This window comes from Streptomyces sp. NPDC043853 (assembly GCF_056436025.1).
Map to the genome: position 1 here is coordinate 107,203 of NZ_JBWKDJ010000009.1, position 16,929 is coordinate 124,131.

At 69.4% G+C, this 16,929-nt stretch carries 16 protein-coding genes; 6 read left to right on the top strand and 10 right to left on the bottom strand.

The window, feature by feature from the left end; genetic code table 11:
* Positions 1–183: 183 nt before the first annotated feature.
* The 4 genes from AC067U_RS23555 to AC067U_RS23570 are packed head-to-tail and all read left to right on the top strand — an operon-like array spanning position 184 to position 5,373.
* Positions 184–1,686 (top strand): pyridoxal phosphate-dependent decarboxylase family protein, encoded by a 1,503-nt coding sequence (locus AC067U_RS23555; protein WP_478831724.1) that lies wholly within the window; start codon positions 184–186, stop codon positions 1,684–1,686.
* Positions 1,673–2,986 carry a lysine N(6)-hydroxylase/L-ornithine N(5)-oxygenase family protein gene (locus AC067U_RS23560; RefSeq protein WP_478831725.1) on the top strand — a complete coding sequence of 438 codons (1,314 nt, stop codon included), beginning with the start codon at positions 1,673–1,675 and terminating at the stop codon, positions 2,984–2,986. The genes AC067U_RS23555 and AC067U_RS23560 overlap by 14 nt, the downstream gene beginning before the upstream one ends.
* Positions 2,987–3,592 (top strand): GNAT family N-acetyltransferase, encoded by a 606-nt coding sequence (locus AC067U_RS23565; RefSeq protein WP_478831726.1) that lies wholly within the window; start codon positions 2,987–2,989, stop codon positions 3,590–3,592.
* Positions 3,589–5,373: an IucA/IucC family protein gene (locus AC067U_RS23570; RefSeq protein WP_478831727.1), complete on the top strand. Its 1,785-nt coding sequence runs from the start codon at positions 3,589–3,591 to the stop codon at positions 5,371–5,373. The genes AC067U_RS23565 and AC067U_RS23570 overlap by 4 nt, the downstream gene beginning before the upstream one ends.
* Positions 5,374–5,461: 88 nt before the next feature.
* On the opposite strand, the gene tgmB is transcribed toward AC067U_RS23570, so the two are convergent.
* From tgmB to AC067U_RS23585, 3 genes are all read right to left on the bottom strand, one after another.
* Positions 5,462–6,430, bottom strand: a complete 969-nt coding sequence (tgmB, locus tag AC067U_RS23575) for an ATP-grasp ribosomal peptide maturase (protein ID WP_478831728.1) — start codon at positions 6,428–6,430, stop codon at positions 5,462–5,464.
* Positions 6,430–6,711 (bottom strand): putative ATP-grasp-modified RiPP, encoded by a 282-nt coding sequence (gene tgmA, locus AC067U_RS23580; protein WP_478831729.1) that lies wholly within the window; start codon positions 6,709–6,711, stop codon positions 6,430–6,432. Before tgmA ends, tgmB begins: the two co-directional genes overlap by 1 nt.
* 480 nt (positions 6,712–7,191) lie before the next feature.
* Positions 7,192–8,280, bottom strand: a complete 1,089-nt coding sequence (locus tag AC067U_RS23585) for a glycosyltransferase (RefSeq protein ID WP_478831730.1) — start codon at positions 8,278–8,280, stop codon at positions 7,192–7,194.
* Positions 8,281–8,530: 250 nt separating this feature from the next.
* Here AC067U_RS23585 and AC067U_RS23590 point away from each other — a divergent pair, with 250 nt between their 5' ends.
* Positions 8,531–8,944: a hypothetical protein gene (locus AC067U_RS23590; RefSeq protein ID WP_478831731.1), complete on the top strand. Its 414-nt coding sequence runs from the start codon at positions 8,531–8,533 to the stop codon at positions 8,942–8,944.
* 20 nt (positions 8,945–8,964) lie between these two features.
* Here the strand turns inward: AC067U_RS23590 and AC067U_RS23595 are convergent, their stop codons facing one another.
* From AC067U_RS23595 to AC067U_RS23625, 7 genes are all read right to left on the bottom strand, one after another.
* Positions 8,965–9,171: a DUF7848 domain-containing protein gene (locus AC067U_RS23595; protein ID WP_478831732.1), complete on the bottom strand. Its 207-nt coding sequence runs from the start codon at positions 9,169–9,171 to the stop codon at positions 8,965–8,967.
* Complete coding sequence (locus AC067U_RS23600; protein WP_478831733.1) at positions 9,168–9,572, bottom strand: ATP-binding protein; 405 nt, start codon at positions 9,570–9,572, stop codon at positions 9,168–9,170. The genes AC067U_RS23595 and AC067U_RS23600 overlap by 4 nt, the downstream gene beginning before the upstream one ends.
* 262 nt (positions 9,573–9,834) lie before the next feature.
* A complete protein-coding gene (locus tag AC067U_RS23605; RefSeq protein ID WP_478831734.1) occupies positions 9,835–11,004 on the bottom strand; it encodes a helix-turn-helix domain-containing protein in 1,170 nt (389 codons plus the stop codon).
* Between the two features lie 36 nt (positions 11,005–11,040).
* Positions 11,041–11,676 carry an HAD family hydrolase gene (locus tag AC067U_RS23610; protein ID WP_478831735.1) on the bottom strand — a complete coding sequence of 212 codons (636 nt, stop codon included), beginning with the start codon at positions 11,674–11,676 and terminating at the stop codon, positions 11,041–11,043.
* Positions 11,677–12,010: 334 nt separating this feature from the next.
* Complete coding sequence (locus tag AC067U_RS23615; protein WP_478831736.1) at positions 12,011–12,880, bottom strand: AraC family transcriptional regulator; 870 nt, start codon at positions 12,878–12,880, stop codon at positions 12,011–12,013.
* A gap of 96 nt (positions 12,881–12,976) precedes the next feature.
* Complete coding sequence (locus tag AC067U_RS23620; RefSeq protein ID WP_478831737.1) at positions 12,977–14,113, bottom strand: site-2 protease family protein; 1,137 nt, start codon at positions 14,111–14,113, stop codon at positions 12,977–12,979.
* A gap of 72 nt (positions 14,114–14,185) precedes the next feature.
* On the bottom strand, positions 14,186–15,883 hold the full coding sequence (locus tag AC067U_RS23625; RefSeq protein ID WP_478831738.1) for a family 20 glycosylhydrolase: 1,698 nt from the start codon (positions 15,881–15,883) through the stop codon (positions 14,186–14,188).
* Positions 15,884–15,935: 52 nt separating this feature from the next.
* Here AC067U_RS23625 and AC067U_RS23630 point away from each other — a divergent pair, with 52 nt between their 5' ends.
* Positions 15,936–16,859 carry a DUF4429 domain-containing protein gene (locus tag AC067U_RS23630; RefSeq protein WP_478831739.1) on the top strand — a complete coding sequence of 308 codons (924 nt, stop codon included), beginning with the start codon at positions 15,936–15,938 and terminating at the stop codon, positions 16,857–16,859.
* The last annotated feature ends 70 nt before the right edge of the window (positions 16,860–16,929 follow it).

Genomic DNA, 16,929 nt, shown 5'->3' on the forward strand with positions numbered 1-16,929 from the left:
CCTCCCGTCACGGTGCGGCCGAAGGGCCCCGGCGATTTCACGCCGGGGCCCTTCTCCATTTGGCCGAATACTAAGGTTAGGCTAACCTAATCATCGCGCGGCACACCGGACTCGCGTCCGCCACCGCTTTCCCCCACCTCTCTTTCCCCTGCCTTTCCTTCCCCCTGCCCGGAGGACCTGTTGATGCGCACGCACCTGCTCAACGAGACGACCGCCGACCGCTACCGGCGTGCCGTGACTCAGGGCGTCGAACGCGTGGCCGCGAAACTCGCCTCCACCGACCGCCCGCACACCGGGATCTCCGTCGACGAACTCGCCCCGGTCATCGCGGGGATCGACCTGGACCGGCCGCTGGAGGACCCCGCCGCCGTCCTGGACGAGCTGGAGGAGGTCTACCTCCGTGACGCGGTCTACTTCCACCACCCGCGCTATCTCGGCCACCTCAACTGCCCCGTGGTCATCCCGGCCGTGGTCGGCGAAGCGGTCCTCTCGGCGGTCAACTCCTCGCTGGACACCTGGGACCAGTCCATCGGCGGCACCCTCATCGAGCGCCGCCTGATCGACTGGACCGCCGAGCGGATCGGCCTCGGCATGGGCGCCGACGGCGTGTTCACCTCCGGCGGCAGCCAGTCCAACTTCCACGCGCTGCTGCTGGCCCGCGACGAGGCCTGCCGCGCCGTCATGAAGCAGGGCCTGAACGAGGGTCGGGAGCTGGCGAAGTCCGAGATCCTGCCCAGGCTCCGCATCCTCACCTCCGAGTGCAGCCACTTCAGCGTGCAGAAGTCCGCGGCGATGCTCGGCCTCGGCTACGAGGCGGTCATCTCGATACCCGCCGACCGCGACCGCCGCATGGACACCTCCGCGCTCGCCCTCGAACTGGAGAACTGCGCCCGCGAGGGCCTCTTCCCGATGGCGGTCGTCGCGACCGCCGGCACCACCGACTTCGGCTCCATCGACCCGCTCCCGGAGATCGCCGCGCTCGCCGCCGAGCACTCCGCCTGGATGCACGTGGACGCCGCCTACGGCTGCGGACTCCTGGCCTCCCCCACCCGCCGGCACCTGCTGGACGGCATCGAGCGCGCCGACTCGGTCACGGTGGACTACCACAAGTCCTTCTTCCAGCCCGTCTCCTCCAGCGCGATGCTGGTCCGCGACCGCGACACCCTCAAGCACGCCACGTACCACGCGGACTACCTCAACCCGCGGCGGATGGCCGAGGAGCGGATCCCCAACCAGGTCGACAAGTCCATCCAGACCACCCGCCGCTTCGACGCCCTCAAGCTCTGGGTGACCCTGCGCACCATGGGCGCCGACGGCATCGGCGAGCTCTTCGACGAGGTCGTCGACCTCGCCGCGGCCGGCTACGAGGTCATCGCCGCCGACCCGCGTTTCGAGGTGGTCGTCCGGCCGCAGATCTCCACCCTGGTCTTCCGCTACGTCCCCGCCGAGGGCAGCGCCTTCGGCACCGCCCGCCCCGAACTGGTCGACGAGGCCAACCTGCACGCCCGCAAGGCGCTGTTCGCCTCGGGCGAGGCCGTGGTGGCCGGCACCAAGGTGGACGGCCGCCAGTACCTGAAGTTCACCCTCCTCAACCCGCAGACCACGACGGCCGACATCGCCGCCGTCCTCGACCTTCTCGCCGCGCACGCCGAGCAGTACCTGGGAGAGTCCCTTGTCCACGCCTGAGACCACCGCGTCGCACCCGACGTACGACTTCATCGCCATCGGCCTCGGCCCCTTCAACCTGGGGCTCGCCTGCCTGACCGCGCCGATCGACGGGCTGAGCGGCCTGTTCATCGAGTCGAAGCCGCACTTCGAGTGGCACGCCGGGATGTTCCTGGACGGCGCGCACCTGCAGACCCCGTTCATGTCGGACCTGGTCACCCTCGCGGACCCGACCTCGCCCTTCTCCTTCCTGAACTACCTGAAGGACAAGGACCGGCTGTACTCCTTCTACATCCGGGAGAACTTCTACCCGCTGCGGACCGAGTACAACGACTACTGCCGCTGGGCCGCCGACCGCCTCGACAACGTCCTGTGGTCCACCTCCGTCACCTCCGTCACCCACGACGAGGCGACCGGCCTGTACGAGGTCCACACCGACGGCGGCGCCACCCACCGCGCCCGCCGCCTGGTCCTGGGCACCGGCACCCCGCCGCACGTCCCCGCGGCCTGCGCGGACCTCGGCGGCGACTTCTTCCACAACTCCGCCTACGTCCAGAACAAGGCGGAGCTGCAGAAGAAGAAGTCGATCACCATCGTCGGCTCCGGCCAGAGCGCGGCCGAGATCTACTACGACCTGCTCTCCGAGATCGACGTCCACGGCTACCGGCTCAACTGGGTCACCCGCTCCCCGCGGTTCTTCCCGCTGGAGTACACCAAGCTGACCCTGGAGATGACCTCCCCGGAGTACGTGGACTACTTCCACGCCCTCCCCGAGGACACCCGGTACCGCCTGGAGGGGCAGCAGAAGAACCTCTTCAAGGGCATCGACGGCGAGCTCATCAATGCGATCTTCGACCTGCTGTACCAGAAGAAGGTCACCATGCCGGTCGACGTGCCGACCACGCTGCTGACCAACACCTCGCTGGACTCCGCCGCCCACGACGCCGCCACCGGCACGTACTCCCTCGGGCTGCGCCAGGAGGAGCAGGAGCGGGACTTCTCCCTCGACACCGAGGGCCTGGTCCTGGCGACCGGGTACAAGTACTCCTTCCCTGAGTTCCTGGAGCCCATCCGGCACCGCCTGAACTTCGACGGCCGCGGCCGCATCGACGCGGCCCGCAACTACAGCGTGGACGTCACCGGCCGCGGGATCTACCTGCAGAACGGCACCACCCACAACCACTCGCTCACCTCGCCCGACCTGGGCATGGCGGCGTACCGCAACGCGTACATCGTCGGCGAGCTGCTCGGCCGCGCCTACTACAAGGTCGAGAAGTCCATCGCGTTCCAGCAGTTCAACGCCCCGGAAGGCGCCCTGTAAATGAGCACCACCACCCCCGTCCTCTTCTCGCGCACCGATGCCGAGCTGGGCACCTTCGCGGTCCGCCCGCTGGACCCGTTCTCCGACGCGGAGCTGCTGCACCGCTGGGTCACCGACCCCAAGGCGTCGTTCTGGATGATGCAGGACGCCTCCCTCACGGACGTCGAACGCGAGTACATGCGGATCACCGCGCACGAGCACCACCACGCCTTCATCGGCCTGCACGAGGGCGAGCCGGCCTTCCTGATGGAGTCCTACGACCCGCGCGAGCTGGAGCTCGTCGGCCTGTACGACCCGCAGCCCGGCGACGTGGGCATGCACTTCCTGGTCGCGCCCACCGACACCCCGCTGTCCGGCTTCACCCGCGCCGTGATCACCACGGTCATGGCGGCCCTGTTCGCCGACCCTGCCACCCGGCGCGTGGTCGTGGAGCCGGACGTCCGAAACAAGGCCGTCCACGCGCTCAACGAGGCCGTCGGCTTCGTCCCGGAGCGCGAGATCACCAAGCCGGAGAAGGAGGCCCTGCTCTCCTTCTGCACCCGGGACCGGTTCGAGGCCGCCACGGGTGTCTTCGCCACCGGCGACAGCGAGGAGGCCGCCGCATGAGCATCGCCGACGCCATCAGCCACCTCTCCCCCGAGCTGTGGGCCCGCGCCAACCGGGCCCTGGTCCGCAAGGCCCTGGCGGAGTTCTCGCACGAGCGCCTGCTGACGCCGACCTCGCTCGGCGGCGACCGGTACAGCGTCCGCAGCGACGACGACACGGTGGAGTACGTCTTCGCCGCCGCCCGGCACGCCCTGGACCACTGGGCGGTGGACGAGTCATCGATCACCCGCCACAAGGACGGCACGGCGACGGCCGAGCTGGACGCCATCGACTTCCACATCGAGTTCCAGCGGGCCCTGGGCCTGAGTTCGGAGGTCCTGCCGGTCTACCTGGAGGAGATCTCCTCCACCCTGTCCGGCTCCGCCTACAAGTACACCAAGCCGCAGCTCACGGCCTCCGTCCTCGCCAAGTCCTCGTTCCAGGACATCGAGACCGGCATGACCGAGGGCCACCCCTGCTTCGTGGCCAACAACGGCCGGCTCGGCTTCGGCGTGCACGAGTACCACTCGTACGCCCCGGAGACCGCGAGCCCGGTCCACCTGGTGTGGGCGGCGGCCCACAAGGAGGTGTCCACCTTCACGGCGGGTGCCGGCCTGGAGCACGACAGCTTCATGCGGGCCGAGCTGGGCGACGCGGCGGTCGAGGGCTTCGCGGCGAAGCTGCGCGCGATGGACCTGGACCCGGCGGACTACCACCTCTTCCCGGTCCACCCCTGGCAGTGGTGGAACAAGACGACGGTGACCTTCTCGGCCGAGATCGCCAATCGCCGCCTGGTGCTGCTGGGCGAGGGCGAGGACGCGTACCTCCCGCAGCAGTCGATCCGTACCTTCTTCAACACCACCACCCCCACCAAGCACTACGTGAAGACCGCCATCTCGGTCCTCAACATGGGCTTCATGCGGGGCCTGTCCGCGGCCTATATGGAGGCCACCCCGGCCATCAACGACTGGCTGCACGCCCTGGTCGGACAGGACGAGGTCCTCCGGTCGGTCGACTTCTCGATCATCCGCGAGCGGGCGGCCATCGGCTACCGCCACCGCCAGTACGAGCGCGCCACCGACCGCTACTCGCCGTACCGCAAGATGCTGGCCGCGCTGTGGCGCGAGTCGCCGGTGGGCTCCCTGAAGGACGGCGAGCGCCTGGCCACCATGGCAGCGCTGCTGCACGTGGACGGGGAGGGCAAGTCCTTCGTCGGCGCCCTGATCGCCGAATCCGGCCTCACCCCGGCGGAATGGCTGCGCCCCTACCTGCGCGCGTACCTGCTCCCGCTCCTCCACTGCTTCTACCGCTACGACCTCGCCTACATGCCGCACGGCGAGAACACCATCCTGGTGATCAAGGACGGCGTGGTCCAGCGGGCGATCTTCAAGGACATCGCCGAGGAGATCGTCATCATGAGCGCCGACGCGGTGCTCCCGCCGGAGGTCGAGCGCATCCGCGCCGACATCCCGGAGGACATGAAGCTCCTGTCGATCTTCACGGACGTCTTCGACTGCTACTTCCGCTTCCTGGCCTCGATCCTGGCCTCGGAAGGCATCTGCACGGAGGAGACCTTCTGGCAGGCCGTGGCGGAGTGCGCCCACGAGTACCAGGACTCCGTGCCGGAACTGGCGGACCGCTTCGCGCAGTACGACCTCTTCGCGGACGAGTTCCAGCTGTCCTGCCTGAACCGCCTCCAGCTGCGCAACAACGAGCAGATGGTCGACCTCTCCGACCCCTCTGCCGCGCTCCAGCTGATCGGCACCCTCCCGAACCCCGTCGCGCCCTACGCGCGGCGGTGATCAGGGGGCGGGCGCGCCGCCGATACGGTCCCTCGCCGGCGCGCCCGCCCTTCCCCAGTCCGCCGCGGCAGCCCGCCGGCGGACCGGCTCACGCTGCGGGGCCTTTCTGAAGTTGATCAGCGATGGCATGAGCGATCGAGTCGGTGATCGATTCGGGCTGCCACGCCCACTGACCGTTCGGGTTGCACTCGAGGAAGTACCAGTCGCCGGCAGCCGTGACGGCGAAGTCGAACGCGCCGAAGACGAGTCGGGAGATGGCGAGGTAGGCGGAAACTGCGCGGGCGACCCGGGCCGGGACGGCGATCCACGTGCACTCCATCAGGGATTGCCGCTGCCGCCAGTCGAGATCAGGACTGTCGATCCGGACCGCGAACAGCCGGTTGCCAACAGCCGTGAGCCGTACGTCGAACGCCTTCTCCACCTTTGCTTGGAACAGGTGGGGGCAGGTGGCCACGGCGGCGGTGATCTCCTGCGCGCGCACCTCCCGCACCCACACCTGTTGCGCTTGGCCGTCAACCTTGTAGGGGGTGTTCCACAACGGCTTGTAGACCACTCCGCCGGTCTGATGAGCAGCGAACTCCCGTGCTTCGTCCGGGTCGTTCGTGATCAGCGTACTGGGGACCGAGAAACCGCTGCGCTGTGCAGCGGCCAGCTGGACCGGCTTGTACTCCGCTGCCCGGTTGTTCCACGGGTGGTTCACGTAGTGGGCTCCTGGGAGAGACGCCAGGATCCCGCCGACGCCCCACAGGGATTGCGATGCAGCAAACCGGCGTTCTTGTCCTTCCAGTTCGGCCGGACCTCCGAAGGGTGAGGGGCGGCGTGTCCAGACGGAACGGACTTCGGTGAGGTCGAGCTCGCGGCTTGGCGTTCGCAAGCTGCCGCGCTGATCGCCCGTGCGGTAGGTGGCGGTCAGCACGGCAGCTGCATGCAGGTCGGCACCGGGGTCGAGACGGACCACCGGAACCTGGCGTTCTGCGAGGATTCGCAGTACCACGTCGGTGGTCACGTCGTGAGGATTGGTCAGTACCAGCACCGACCCACTCGGGCCTGCCGTCATCAGTGGTCGTGGTCGGAGTCCGACGAGTCGTCGGAGTCGTAGCTGTCGGGGCCGCTGGTACTCGTCTGGTTCGCGGTGCTGCTGCTGGTACTCGTCGAGTTCGAGGGACTGCCGATGGTTTCGTGGTTGCCGAGCTCGACCGTACGGCCGCGTTCGTCGATGATGACGGCGATCTGGGTTTCGGGGTCGATCACCGGGGTGAGCCGGGGTACCGGGTCGGTCTCGACGTACGGTGCCATGCGGGTGGTGCCCCAGGGTGCGCCGTGGTCTCGCGTTTCCATCGTTCGACTCCCCTATGTCCGAATCTCCATTTGGATGGCTCTCCCCCGTCGGGGGAGGTTTTCAAGTCCGCCTCAGGCAGGCCTCGCACAACGAGGCGCTGGGGCCAACGGCAGGGCCGGCCTACCCGCAGTGTGGCGCGCACGACCTCCATAGTGAAGTGTTTTTCTAGAAAGATCTTCTGGTTCTCGATGACAACCAGGCTGACCGGCGCGGCGGAACGGACGAAGCAGCCGGCGGGGTGGGCCTCGGCAGCCCCTACGGCCACGCGGGCGGTTCGACGTCGCCCCCTCGCAGCCACATGGACGGCCCCGCCGAGCCCCTTCACGGCCCAGGGGTCCTGGCCCGGACATTGCGGCACCCTCCGGGCCGGCACGGCACATCGTTTCCGGCAGGAGAACCCGGACCGGAGCGCACGCCCTCCGGGCAACGCGGCCGCAGGCTCGCATTTTCCGACACCACCCTGGTCCCCATGTCGGTCACTAGGAGGCATGCAGGTTGGCGGCATATTCGGCCAGACGTTGGCGCAGCTGCTCGGGATCCGGGTTGCCATTCAAAGCAAGTCGTCCGGCGTGGATTGCATCTGCATACCGGCCAATTTTCCCCAGACACAGTGACAGAAAATGCCACGGAGTCCAGCTGTAAGTATTCTCCCACACCGGTCCCTCGATCGGGCGGGCGCGTGGCATGGTTGCGGCCAGGAAGAACGGAGCCGCCTGCATCCATTGTTCTTGGTTGTAGTGGCTCAAACCGGCGGCCACCCATGCCTCGGGGCGGCAGGGATTGATCTGAACAGCCTGAAGTGCAGATTCCGTGGCCGCTGGGAATCTTCCAAGAAACATCTGACATTCAGCCATTGAAATCAGTGCGAAGTAACGTTCCCAAGTTGGCGGCGCCGATCTCAGCATCTCGCCGTAAGCCAGGATTGCGGCCTCGTAGCGCCGATTGGCCTGCAACTCAACCGCGCGGTAGTAGAGCGTACGCATCGACCGATCGCCAAGATCGTACATCTTCTCGATGATCCGCAGGTTGCGCTCACTGTCGCGCGTCGCCATCTTCCTTGGCGATGGGCGGTGTTCAACAATCAACTCGGGCTCTTCGCGCGTGCGCACCCTCGAAGTGTCCACGAACTCGTGGATGGCGTAAGACCAGCTCAGGCCGGCAGCACGTCGGAGAATTCGCTCGCGCTTCACGCTGCCGATGCACCGATTGCTCTCGTCGAAAGAGAAGTGATATGGCGTCAGTACGGCATCGACATCGTCCGCCAGTTCGGCGAGTACGCGAGTGAATCCCTTCTGCGACTGGACTGGAATTCGATCGTCGGCGTCCAGCCAAACAACCCAGTCGCCGGTACAGGCTTCAAGACTGGCATTCCGCGCGGCGGAGAAATCATCGGTCCACGGGACGTCGATGACCTTCGCGCCGGCGGCAGCGGCAATACGTTGGGTGCCATCGCTGCTGCCTGTGTCCACGACGATCAGTTCATCACAGAAGGAACTTGCATCGGTGAGGACGCCGGCAAGCGATTCTGCTTCGTTCTTTACGATCATCGACAGAGATACGTGAGCCACGGCTGCATTATTCGCCACCGTACGCTACTGCCCATCCACGACACACACGACTGCCGGACTGGGCATGCCAATGATGACAAGTCCAACCGCTTGTCCATGTCGAGCTTGAAAGTACCGTACGGGTCGATGTTCGACTCGCGCCGTGCGCCTGCGCCGACACCGGCGACCCCAAAGCCACGGACTGATCGCGGGCGCCGCCGGAACGCTGCCCGACCGCGACCGTCGGTGGGTGCTGCTAGCGTCCACACGCATGGCTGATTTCACCAACAGGCGCCAGATCACCTCGGTCGCGCAGCTCGGTCCCGTTCAGGTCGAGCAGCTCAGGCTGTGCGGAGCCGCCTACGACGACGAGGACCTCCCGGCCGAGCGGCGCCTGAATCCGGACGACCCCGACGACGAGGCGGTGCTGTACTCCGTCGAACTCTGGGACGTCGTGGCCGACGGATCGCCCGTCTACGAGGCGTGGTTCTACCAGTCGGACAGCGGATCGGTCTTCCTGGCCGGGACCACCGACATGGTCGCTCAGATCATCCAGTGCGGGCTGGAGTGCGAAGTCCAGGACCGCGAGCTGGAGCTGGGCACGGCCATGGTCCGCGCCGGCCTCCTCCCGCCCGGCGATTCGGCGTACCGGCGCTTCCGCCGGGCCGCCGACGCGAAGCCGTAGGCCGACGCGAAGAGCGGCACCTACGACGCGAAGGCCCGCTGGAAATCGGTGACGATCCGCCGGTATCCGGTGTGCCCGGTGCTCCGGGCATGGCGCAGGGCCCATGCCGCCGGAGCGTCCCGGTCCTCGGCGGGGCCCGATCCGGCGTGGCACGAGGTGCACTCCACCTCGTGGATCGGCCCGCTGCCGGAGCGGTCATCGGTCAGCAGCCACGGGACGGCGCTCAATGCGGCCTCACGGACAGCTCGGCCCACACCCGCTTCCCCGGGCCGACCCGCTCCCCCACGGCCCACCGGTCGGCGAGGGCCGCGACCAGGTACAACCCCCGCCCGCCGTCGCCCTCGGGCAGTTCGCGGAGTGCCGGCCTGGCCGGGCAGGCGTCGTGCACCTCCACCCGGACCCCGTGCGGCAGCCGCACGTACCGGGTCTCGATCTCCCGGTCCGGTGGCGCGAACGCGTGCCGTACGGCGTTGGTGACGAGCTCGGACGCCACGAGCAGCGCATCCCCCTCCAGCTCTCCCAGCCCCCAGTCGGCGAGCACCTTGCGCAGTTCGGCCCGCGCGAGCGGCACACACCGCGCCTCCCGCCGCCACCGCCGCACGACCTCGTGTGATCCGTCCTCGCTCATCGGGCCATCACCCGCCCATGAATGACCCGGGGCCCCAGATCGACCCCGTAGGTGGCGAGGACGAGCACCTGTCGTCGCCACCACTGCCTCAGATTCGGAACCAGCCCGATAAAATGCAGCACGTCGACGCTCCTCGTAAGCGTTGGCCACGCCCCTGGACTGTTCGCGCAGTCGCGGGGGTCTTCCCTTGCACTGGGCAGGTAGATGATGGACTACTGCAACGGGGGTAAGGGATACGGCTTGTATCCCCTTCGTGGCTTGCTCAGACAGCGCCGATCCAGTCCGCGAACGCAGTCAGCGAATCGGCGTGCGCCCGTTTGATGCGGCGGATCGTCACTACGTCCTCACGCGCCCACGGGTGCTCGCGGACATGCTGCGGCGCCAGTCGGCGTGCCACCTTCAGGGACTCGAACGCGGCGTCGGGCTGACCTGACCACAGTTGGGCCCGACTCAGCTCGACGTAGAAGCCAGACCGACGCTCGGCCGGGATCTCACTGCTCGGCTTCCAATCGCGCACCAGGTCCAAGGCGTGACCGATGTGGTCCAGACCGAGGCTGACGGCTACCGCCACCTCGTGGATCCGTACGCTCGATTGGCCGAAGGCCGTGCCCAAGTAGATACCTTCCGGCAGTCCCTCAGCGAGACGTTCAGCTTCGTGAAGATGAGCCCGTGCGGCGGCAGCATTCCCTGCTCGGGCCGCGACCACAGCAGTCCTCATATGCAGAGCCCCCTGAACGGCCGCCGCGCGTTCGGAGACCGGCCCGGGCACCATTCCGAGTGCCCGTTCTAGGGCAGCCTGGCCGGCCCGGTGTGCGCGGGCTGCCATGAACGTCTCGGCGTGCACGTACGCAGCCGTGTTCACGACGTCAGCGTCTCCGGTCTGATCTGCCGCCCAGCGCATGACGTCGATCAGCCGCGCAGACAGGTCGTGCGCACCATACTTGTACGCCACGGCATCCGCCGCCCTCGCAGCGTCGACAACGAGGCGGGCTGCCTCTGCTCGGCCCCGGCCGCCTGTTGCGTGCAGGTGGGCAAGCGTATCCGTCAGCAACGCCGAGGCCTTGGTGGCGATGTGACCGTACTGGGCCGCAAGCCGCCAGCCGGTCGCCGCGGACACAGCCGCAGCGACTTCGGCGAGCGGGCGGCCAGGCGGGTCGAGGGGAAAGTCGTACCCGGCGATGGCTGCAGAGATCGCCGGGAGTGCGGCATGGACCTTGTGCTGCGTGCCTGTGTACGCCGGGTCGAGCCTGGACGCGTCGACGCCGAGGGCTGAGGCCAACGCCTCCAACAGCACCGGGGATGGTGTGCGTACGCCTCGCTCAACGCTTTTCACCATGACGAGGGAGACGTGGGATTCGCGGGCCAAGTCCGCTTGTGTCATCCGTCGGGCCCTGCGCCGTACGGCGATGCGCTGCCCGATGTGTTCGGCCATGCGCAGACCGTAGCGGCTACGGGAGTTGCCCGTGGGTCAGACGAGACCAACCAGGTCGTGCAAGGAGTCGATCGACCAGTCTGCGGCGGCCCGAACGCCGGGGTCGTCGGCCCACCAGAACCCCCACGGGCCACGGCGCAGGTGGGCGGTCCTCAACCCGGCCGACCGGGCCGGAAACACGTCGTTGGCCGGATGGTCCCCCACGTACAAGGTCTCGTCCGGCGGAGCGGCGGCAACGTCCAGCACACGGGCGAAGAACCCCGGGTCGGGTTTGGCCACCCCCCACTCCCCTGACGTCACCACCAGGTCTGCGGGCAGCTCCAGGGCGCGGAGGAGATCGCCCACGAGCCGGCTCTGGTTACCGGCGACGACGACGCGGGCACCGGCAGCCCGCAACGCCGCCAAAGCCGGCCGCACGTCTTCATAGAGGTCTTTTTCGTCGAGTTGCTCGCCTCGCCCGGCCGCCGCTCGGGCGGCGTACTCCGCGCCGATGTCGATACCCGGCCTGAGCATCCGGAGCGCGTCCGCGTTGTCCCGTCCATCCACCACAACCGCACCGACGAGGGCAGAGAGCGTGTGTCTCGGTACGCCGAGCCAGTCGGCCCAGGATGCCCAGTAGCGGTCATCGCAAGTGAGTGTCTCTCCTACGTCCAGGACCACGGTACGAATCACCGGGCCAGCCTATGAGCCTCGGACGCCGCAGGGCAGGACGTGCTGCGCTATTCCCGCACACTCACCGGCCCTCCGCGCGGCGAAGCGCGTGGCGCTGGACCAGGCGGACGATGTCGCGTTCGGTGATGATGGCCCTGCAGGTGTCCGTCGGAGGTGACGAAGATGTGGATGCCGCCGCGGGTGAGGCGGCCGGACCAGAGGAAGACGCCCGTGACGTGCAGTCCTGCGATCAAGGACATACGTCCCAGAGTAGATCGGATGATCCGAAAAGCGACCGCGCGCTTCAGTTGGCGGTTTTCGTCAACTGAAGCGCGCAGCCGCGTTCGATGGTGCGTTACGCCGGTTCGACGGGCAGCCACAGCTCACAGGTCGCGGTGCTGAAATCGTCCGCGTGCGCGAGGGTGGTGACGATCGAGGGACCCGGTCGCAGTCGCCACGGGTTGGAAGGGAACCAGTCGGTCGCGGTCGCCGCCCAGGTCTCCTGCAGGGCCTGCGGATGCGGTCCGCTGGTACGGAAGACCGCCCACGTCCCGTCCGGCACCTCGATGGCGTCGAGGCCGTCCGGGGTCGGGGTGTCCTGGCCGAGGGCGACTCCGTGCAGGTAGGTCAGTTCGCTGCCCTCCGTGCCGTCGCTGTCGAGGTCGTCGCAGACCTGCAGCAAACCTCGCGGTTCGGTGTCGCTGAGGGCCTTCAGCCGCAGGTGTTCCTCCTGCGGCAGTGCGGCGATGTGCTCCTGGATGTGCGGGTTGGCGCCCTGATGGATGAGCGGGACCCGGGTGGCGTGTCCGACCAGCCGGAACGCGGGCCGGTTGACGAGGCGGGTGTCCATGGGGATGCTCCCTTCGACGGTCAGGCGGAACCTGAGCTGCGGTTGTGTGCGCAAGGGGCCTCCATCGCGGCGCACTTCACGGGGGCCGACGCCGTGGACCGCCCGGAACGCACGTCCGAACGCCTCGCTGGAGCCGTATCCGTACCGGACCGCGATGCTCAGCAGATCCCCCTCGCCCCGGACCACATCGGCGGCGGCAACGGTCATGCGCCGCCGCCGTACGTACTCCGACAGCGGCATGCCGGCCAACGACGAGAACATCCGGCGCAGGTGGTACTCGGTCGTGCCGAGCGCCCCCGCCAGCCGGTGGACATCGGGCTCCTCGCCGAGGTGCTCCTCGACGAGATCGACCAACTGGTTGAGTGCCGAGATCATGAGGCCTCCTTTCGAGTTCAACCCTGGCAGCGGACACCCCGGCCGCACCCGACCGCTGCGAACCGATCCGATCATGCGCCCGGACCGACACGAAGTTCAGGAGGTGCCAGGGCGCCGGAGTGCGTGACGCTGGACCAGGCGGACGATGTCGCGTTCGGTGACGATGCCCTGGAGGTGGCCGCCCTCGGCCGTGACGAGGATGTGGATGCCCCCGCGGGTGAGGGGGAGTTTCTCCAGGACGTCCGTCAGGAGGTCGTCGGGGGCGCAGGTCGGGCAGGTCGCTGCGGGGGTCGCCACGTCGCGGACCCGGACCGTGTCCCGCTGCGCGGGCGGGACCTTCGCGAGGCGGGCGAGGTGCAGCAGGCCGGCGGGGCGTCCGTCGAAGTCCAGCACGGGCAGCACGGCGTGGCGGGCCCGCAGGGCCACGTCCTCGATGCAGCGTTCCACGGTCAGCCAGTCCGGGCAGGTCTCCACCGGACTCGTCATGGCCTCGGCCGTCCGTACGCCGCGCAGGGCCGACGCGAGGCCCGCGTGCCGGCGTTCCGCGCCGGCGACGACGTAGACGAAGAGGCCGATGAGGGCCAGCCACAGGCCGCCCGGGGAGCCGCGCAGCAGGGCGATCCAGCCGACCCCGATCAGCGCGACGCCGAGGACCTGTCCGCTGCGTGCCGCCGCCCGTTCCGCCCGCTCCTGGTCTCCCGTGCGCCACCACATCAGCGCCTGGAGCACCCGGCCCCCGTCGAGCGGCGCGGCGGGCAGCAGGTTGAAGACGCCCAGGACGAGGTTGATCCAGCCGAGCCACAGCAAGACGGCCGCGGGCACGGCCCAGTCGGTCCAGGTGCCCAGGCCGATACCGGCCCCGAACGCCGCCGCCCCGAGGAGCAGGCTGGTGAGCGGCCCGCTCAGCGCCACCAGGAAGGCCGCGCGGGCAGCGCGCGGCCGGCCCATCTCGGTCATCCCGCCCAGTGCCCAGAGCGTGATGCCCTGGACCGGGATGCCCCTGCGCCGTGCCGTGACCGCGTGGGCGGCCTCGTGCGCCAGCAGGCTGCCCAGCAGCAGGAGGGCCCCGGCCAGGCCGGCGACCGCGTACACGGCGCCCGGCCGGTCCGGCACCGTGGCCGGGAGCGCTCGGCTGCCCAGGCTGTACCCGAAGAGCCAGACGAGGACCGGCACGGTCCAGTGGACGCGCACCGGTATCCCGAAGACCCGTCCCATCCGCAGCGAGCTGTCCATGGCCGTCTCCCGCAAGCCGCCCCACTGACAGTCTTGCGCTCCGGCCGCCCGGACGGCGGTCGGCGGCCGGGTTCAGCTCCGCGGGATGTCGTCGCGGGGCGGGAAGGGGGCCGTGGGTGCGGCGGCGGCCGGGGACGGGAGCACCTCGGCGGGCCAGGGCACGTCCGGGGCGCGGAAGTAGCCGATCTGCTGGGCCTCCAGGCGGGGGCCGTGCGCGGCGAGGCGCTGGGCGTACGAGGGCCAGTCGAGCTTCGCGGCCGGGGACCAGCCGAGCTCGGCCAGGCCCAGCAGCCGGGGGAAGGCCATGTGCTCCAGGTCGGCGCGGGTGGCGATGGTCTCGGTCCACAGCGGGGCCTCGACGCCGAGGACCGCCGCCTCCGGGACGCCGGGGAGGTGGCTGCCCGGGTCCCAGGAGTAGGAGCGCTGGACCGGGACGTAGCCCGCCCAGGCCAGGCCGGGGACGGTGTCCTTGTCGTACTTCATGTCGAGGTAGGCGCGGTCGGCCGGGGAGAGGATCAGCTTGTGGCCGGCCCGTGCGGCGGCCGCCACCCGGTCCCGTTCGGCGGCCGGGGTCTTGTCGTGGCCCCACCACTGGAGAATCGCGCCGGGTGCCGGGGTCGCCGCGGCCAGCTGGTGCCAGGCCACCACCGTCTTGTCGTACGAGGCGACCACCGCCTGTGCCCGCTCCATGAAGGAGGCGTAGTCCGCCGCGGGGGTGGAGTGCGCCTCGTCACCGCCGATGTGCAGGTAGCGGCCCGGGGTCAGCTCGGCCAGTTCGCGCAGTACGTCGTCCACGAACTCGTAGGTGATCTCCTTGGAGACGCAGAGGGAGCTGAAGCCGACCTTGGTGCCGGTGTAGCGCGGCGGGGCCTTGCCGTCGCAGTTGAGCTCGGCGTAGGAGGCCAGGGCCGCGTGGGTGTGGCCCGGCATGTCGATCTCGGGGACCACCTCGATGTACCGGTCGGCCGCGTAGGCGACGAGTTCGCGGTAGTCCTCGCGGGTCCAGTGGCCGCCGGGGCCGCCGCCGACCCCGCCCACGCCGCCGTACGAGGCGAGCCGCGGCCAGGAGGCGATGTCCAGCCGCCAGCCCTGGTCGTCGGTCAGGTGCACGTGCAGCTTGTTGATCTTGTACTGGGCGAGCTGGTCCACGTACCGCTTCACCTGCGGGACGGTGAAGTGGTGCCGGGCGATGTCGATCATCGCCCCGCGGTACGCGAACCGGGGCGCGTCGGTGACCGTGCCGCCGGGGACCTCCCGGCCGGACACCAGCTGGCGCAGGGTCTGCACCCCGCGGAACAACCCGGCGGGGGTGTGCGCGGTCAGGGTCACGGCGGCGGCCGTGGACTCCAGGCGGTAGCCCTCCTCCCCGAGTCGGGACCCGTCCGACCCGTCCGACCCGTCCGACCCGTCGGAGCCTTCGGACCGGTCGAGGCGCAGCCGGATGCCGTCGCCGCCACCGCCCGCCGTGTCGTCGACCACGGGCAGCGGCAGGCCGGTGGGGCCGCGGAGCTCCTCGGCGAGCCGTTCGCCGATCTGCCGGACCGCCTCGTCGCCGGCACCGGTGCGGATCACCGTGCCGGCGGCGAGGCGGTGGGCGGGCCCGCCCGGACGCACCTCGGCGGGGGCCGGCAGCAGTCGTTCGTAGGGCGGGAGGTCGACCTGGGCGAGCCGTTCGCCGGGCTTCGCGTCGCCGGCGCCGCGGGCCTGGGAACAGGAGGCCGCGGTGGCGAGGACCAACAGGACACCGAGCGTGTGCAGAACCCGTCTCATGCGCCCAGGTATAGGCCAACTCCCTTGATCGGGACGGTGGAAGAATCGAAGGATGGCAGAAATCATCCAGAAGGACGGCACTTGGACCTTCGACGGGGACGCGGTGCGCATCGTGCCGGGCCGGGACAAGGGGACGGGACTGCTGCGGCAGACCCTCGGCGAGGTCACCGTACCGCTGCGGGCGCTGGCCGGGATCTCCTACGAGCCCGGCCGTAAGGCGGGACGGCTCAGGCTGAGACTGCGGGAGGGCGCGGACCCGCTGCTCCAGGTGACGGCGGGGCGGCTGCCGGAGGCCTCGGACCCCTACCGGCTGACGGTGGAGCCGGACCGCGGCGGGATCGCCGAGTACTTCGTCGACGAGGTGCGCAACGCGCTGCTGCTGGACCAGGTGGACCCGGGACCGGTGTGGGAGTACCTGGTGCCGGGGCCGTCGGTGCCGATCACGGTGGGGGCGGGTGACGGGACGGCCACGTTCGACGGGGACCGGGTGAGTCTGGAGTGGAACTGGAAGACCGAGGAGGCCAAGGCCTCGGGCGGGCCGCGCTCGTTCCGGGTGGCGGACCTCACATCGGTGGACTGGTTCCCGGCGGTCGGCCTGGAGAACGGCTGGCTGCGCTTCACCCTGGCCGGGAACACGACGGGCACGCCCGCGCCCAAGTACGACCCGCACAGCGTGGAGCTCTTCGGATTCAAGAAGGACCCGCTGATGGCGCTGGTGGCGGCGGCCGTGGCGGTGCGGATGCCGCATCCGGCGGCGCGCGCCGACGCCGTACCCGCCGACGCCGTGCCCGCGAAGGAGCTCACCGCGCCCGGCGGGCCCGCCCCGGTCGCTGCCGCTCCGCACGCGGCCCCGCCCGCCGAGGACCACGACGCGCTGCTGCGCCGGCTCCGGGAACTCGGGGAACTGCACCAGGTGGGGATCCTCACAGCGGAGGAGTTCGCCACGGCGAAGGCGGCGGTGCTCCGCAGGTTCTGACCGGCGGTCCACCTGCGGTGTCGCGGGGGTCCGAACCGCAGATTCCGGCGGAATGTCGGATTCCATGGTC

What these genes read in the sequence shown, in the direction of transcription:
- AC067U_RS23615 (WP_478831736.1), bottom strand. Translation starts at nt 12,880, where the DNA reads ATGATCTCGGCACTCAACCAGTTGGTCGATCTCGTCGAGGAGCACCTC.
- AC067U_RS23590 (WP_478831731.1), top strand. Translation starts at nt 8,531, where the DNA reads ATGGCTGATTTCACCAACAGGCGCCAGATCACCTCGGTCGCGCAGCTC.
- AC067U_RS23630 (WP_478831739.1), top strand. Translation starts at nt 15,936, where the DNA reads ATGGCAGAAATCATCCAGAAGGACGGCACTTGGACCTTCGACGGGGAC.
- AC067U_RS23625 (WP_478831738.1), bottom strand. Translation starts at nt 15,883, where the DNA reads ATGAGACGGGTTCTGCACACGCTCGGTGTCCTGTTGGTCCTCGCCACC.
- AC067U_RS23620 (WP_478831737.1), bottom strand. Translation starts at nt 14,113, where the DNA reads ATGGACAGCTCGCTGCGGATGGGACGGGTCTTCGGGATACCGGTGCGC.
- AC067U_RS23570 (WP_478831727.1), top strand. Translation starts at nt 3,589, where the DNA reads ATGAGCATCGCCGACGCCATCAGCCACCTCTCCCCCGAGCTGTGGGCC.
- AC067U_RS23600 (WP_478831733.1), bottom strand. Translation starts at nt 9,572, where the DNA reads ATGAGCGAGGACGGATCACACGAGGTCGTGCGGCGGTGGCGGCGGGAG.
- tgmA (WP_478831729.1), bottom strand. Translation starts at nt 6,711, where the DNA reads ATGGAAACGCGAGACCACGGCGCACCCTGGGGCACCACCCGCATGGCA.
- AC067U_RS23605 (WP_478831734.1), bottom strand. Translation starts at nt 11,004, where the DNA reads ATGGCCGAACACATCGGGCAGCGCATCGCCGTACGGCGCAGGGCCCGA.
- AC067U_RS23555 (WP_478831724.1), top strand. Translation starts at nt 184, where the DNA reads ATGCGCACGCACCTGCTCAACGAGACGACCGCCGACCGCTACCGGCGT.
- tgmB (WP_478831728.1), bottom strand. Translation starts at nt 6,430, where the DNA reads ATGACGGCAGGCCCGAGTGGGTCGGTGCTGGTACTGACCAATCCTCAC.
- AC067U_RS23565 (WP_478831726.1), top strand. Translation starts at nt 2,987, where the DNA reads ATGAGCACCACCACCCCCGTCCTCTTCTCGCGCACCGATGCCGAGCTG.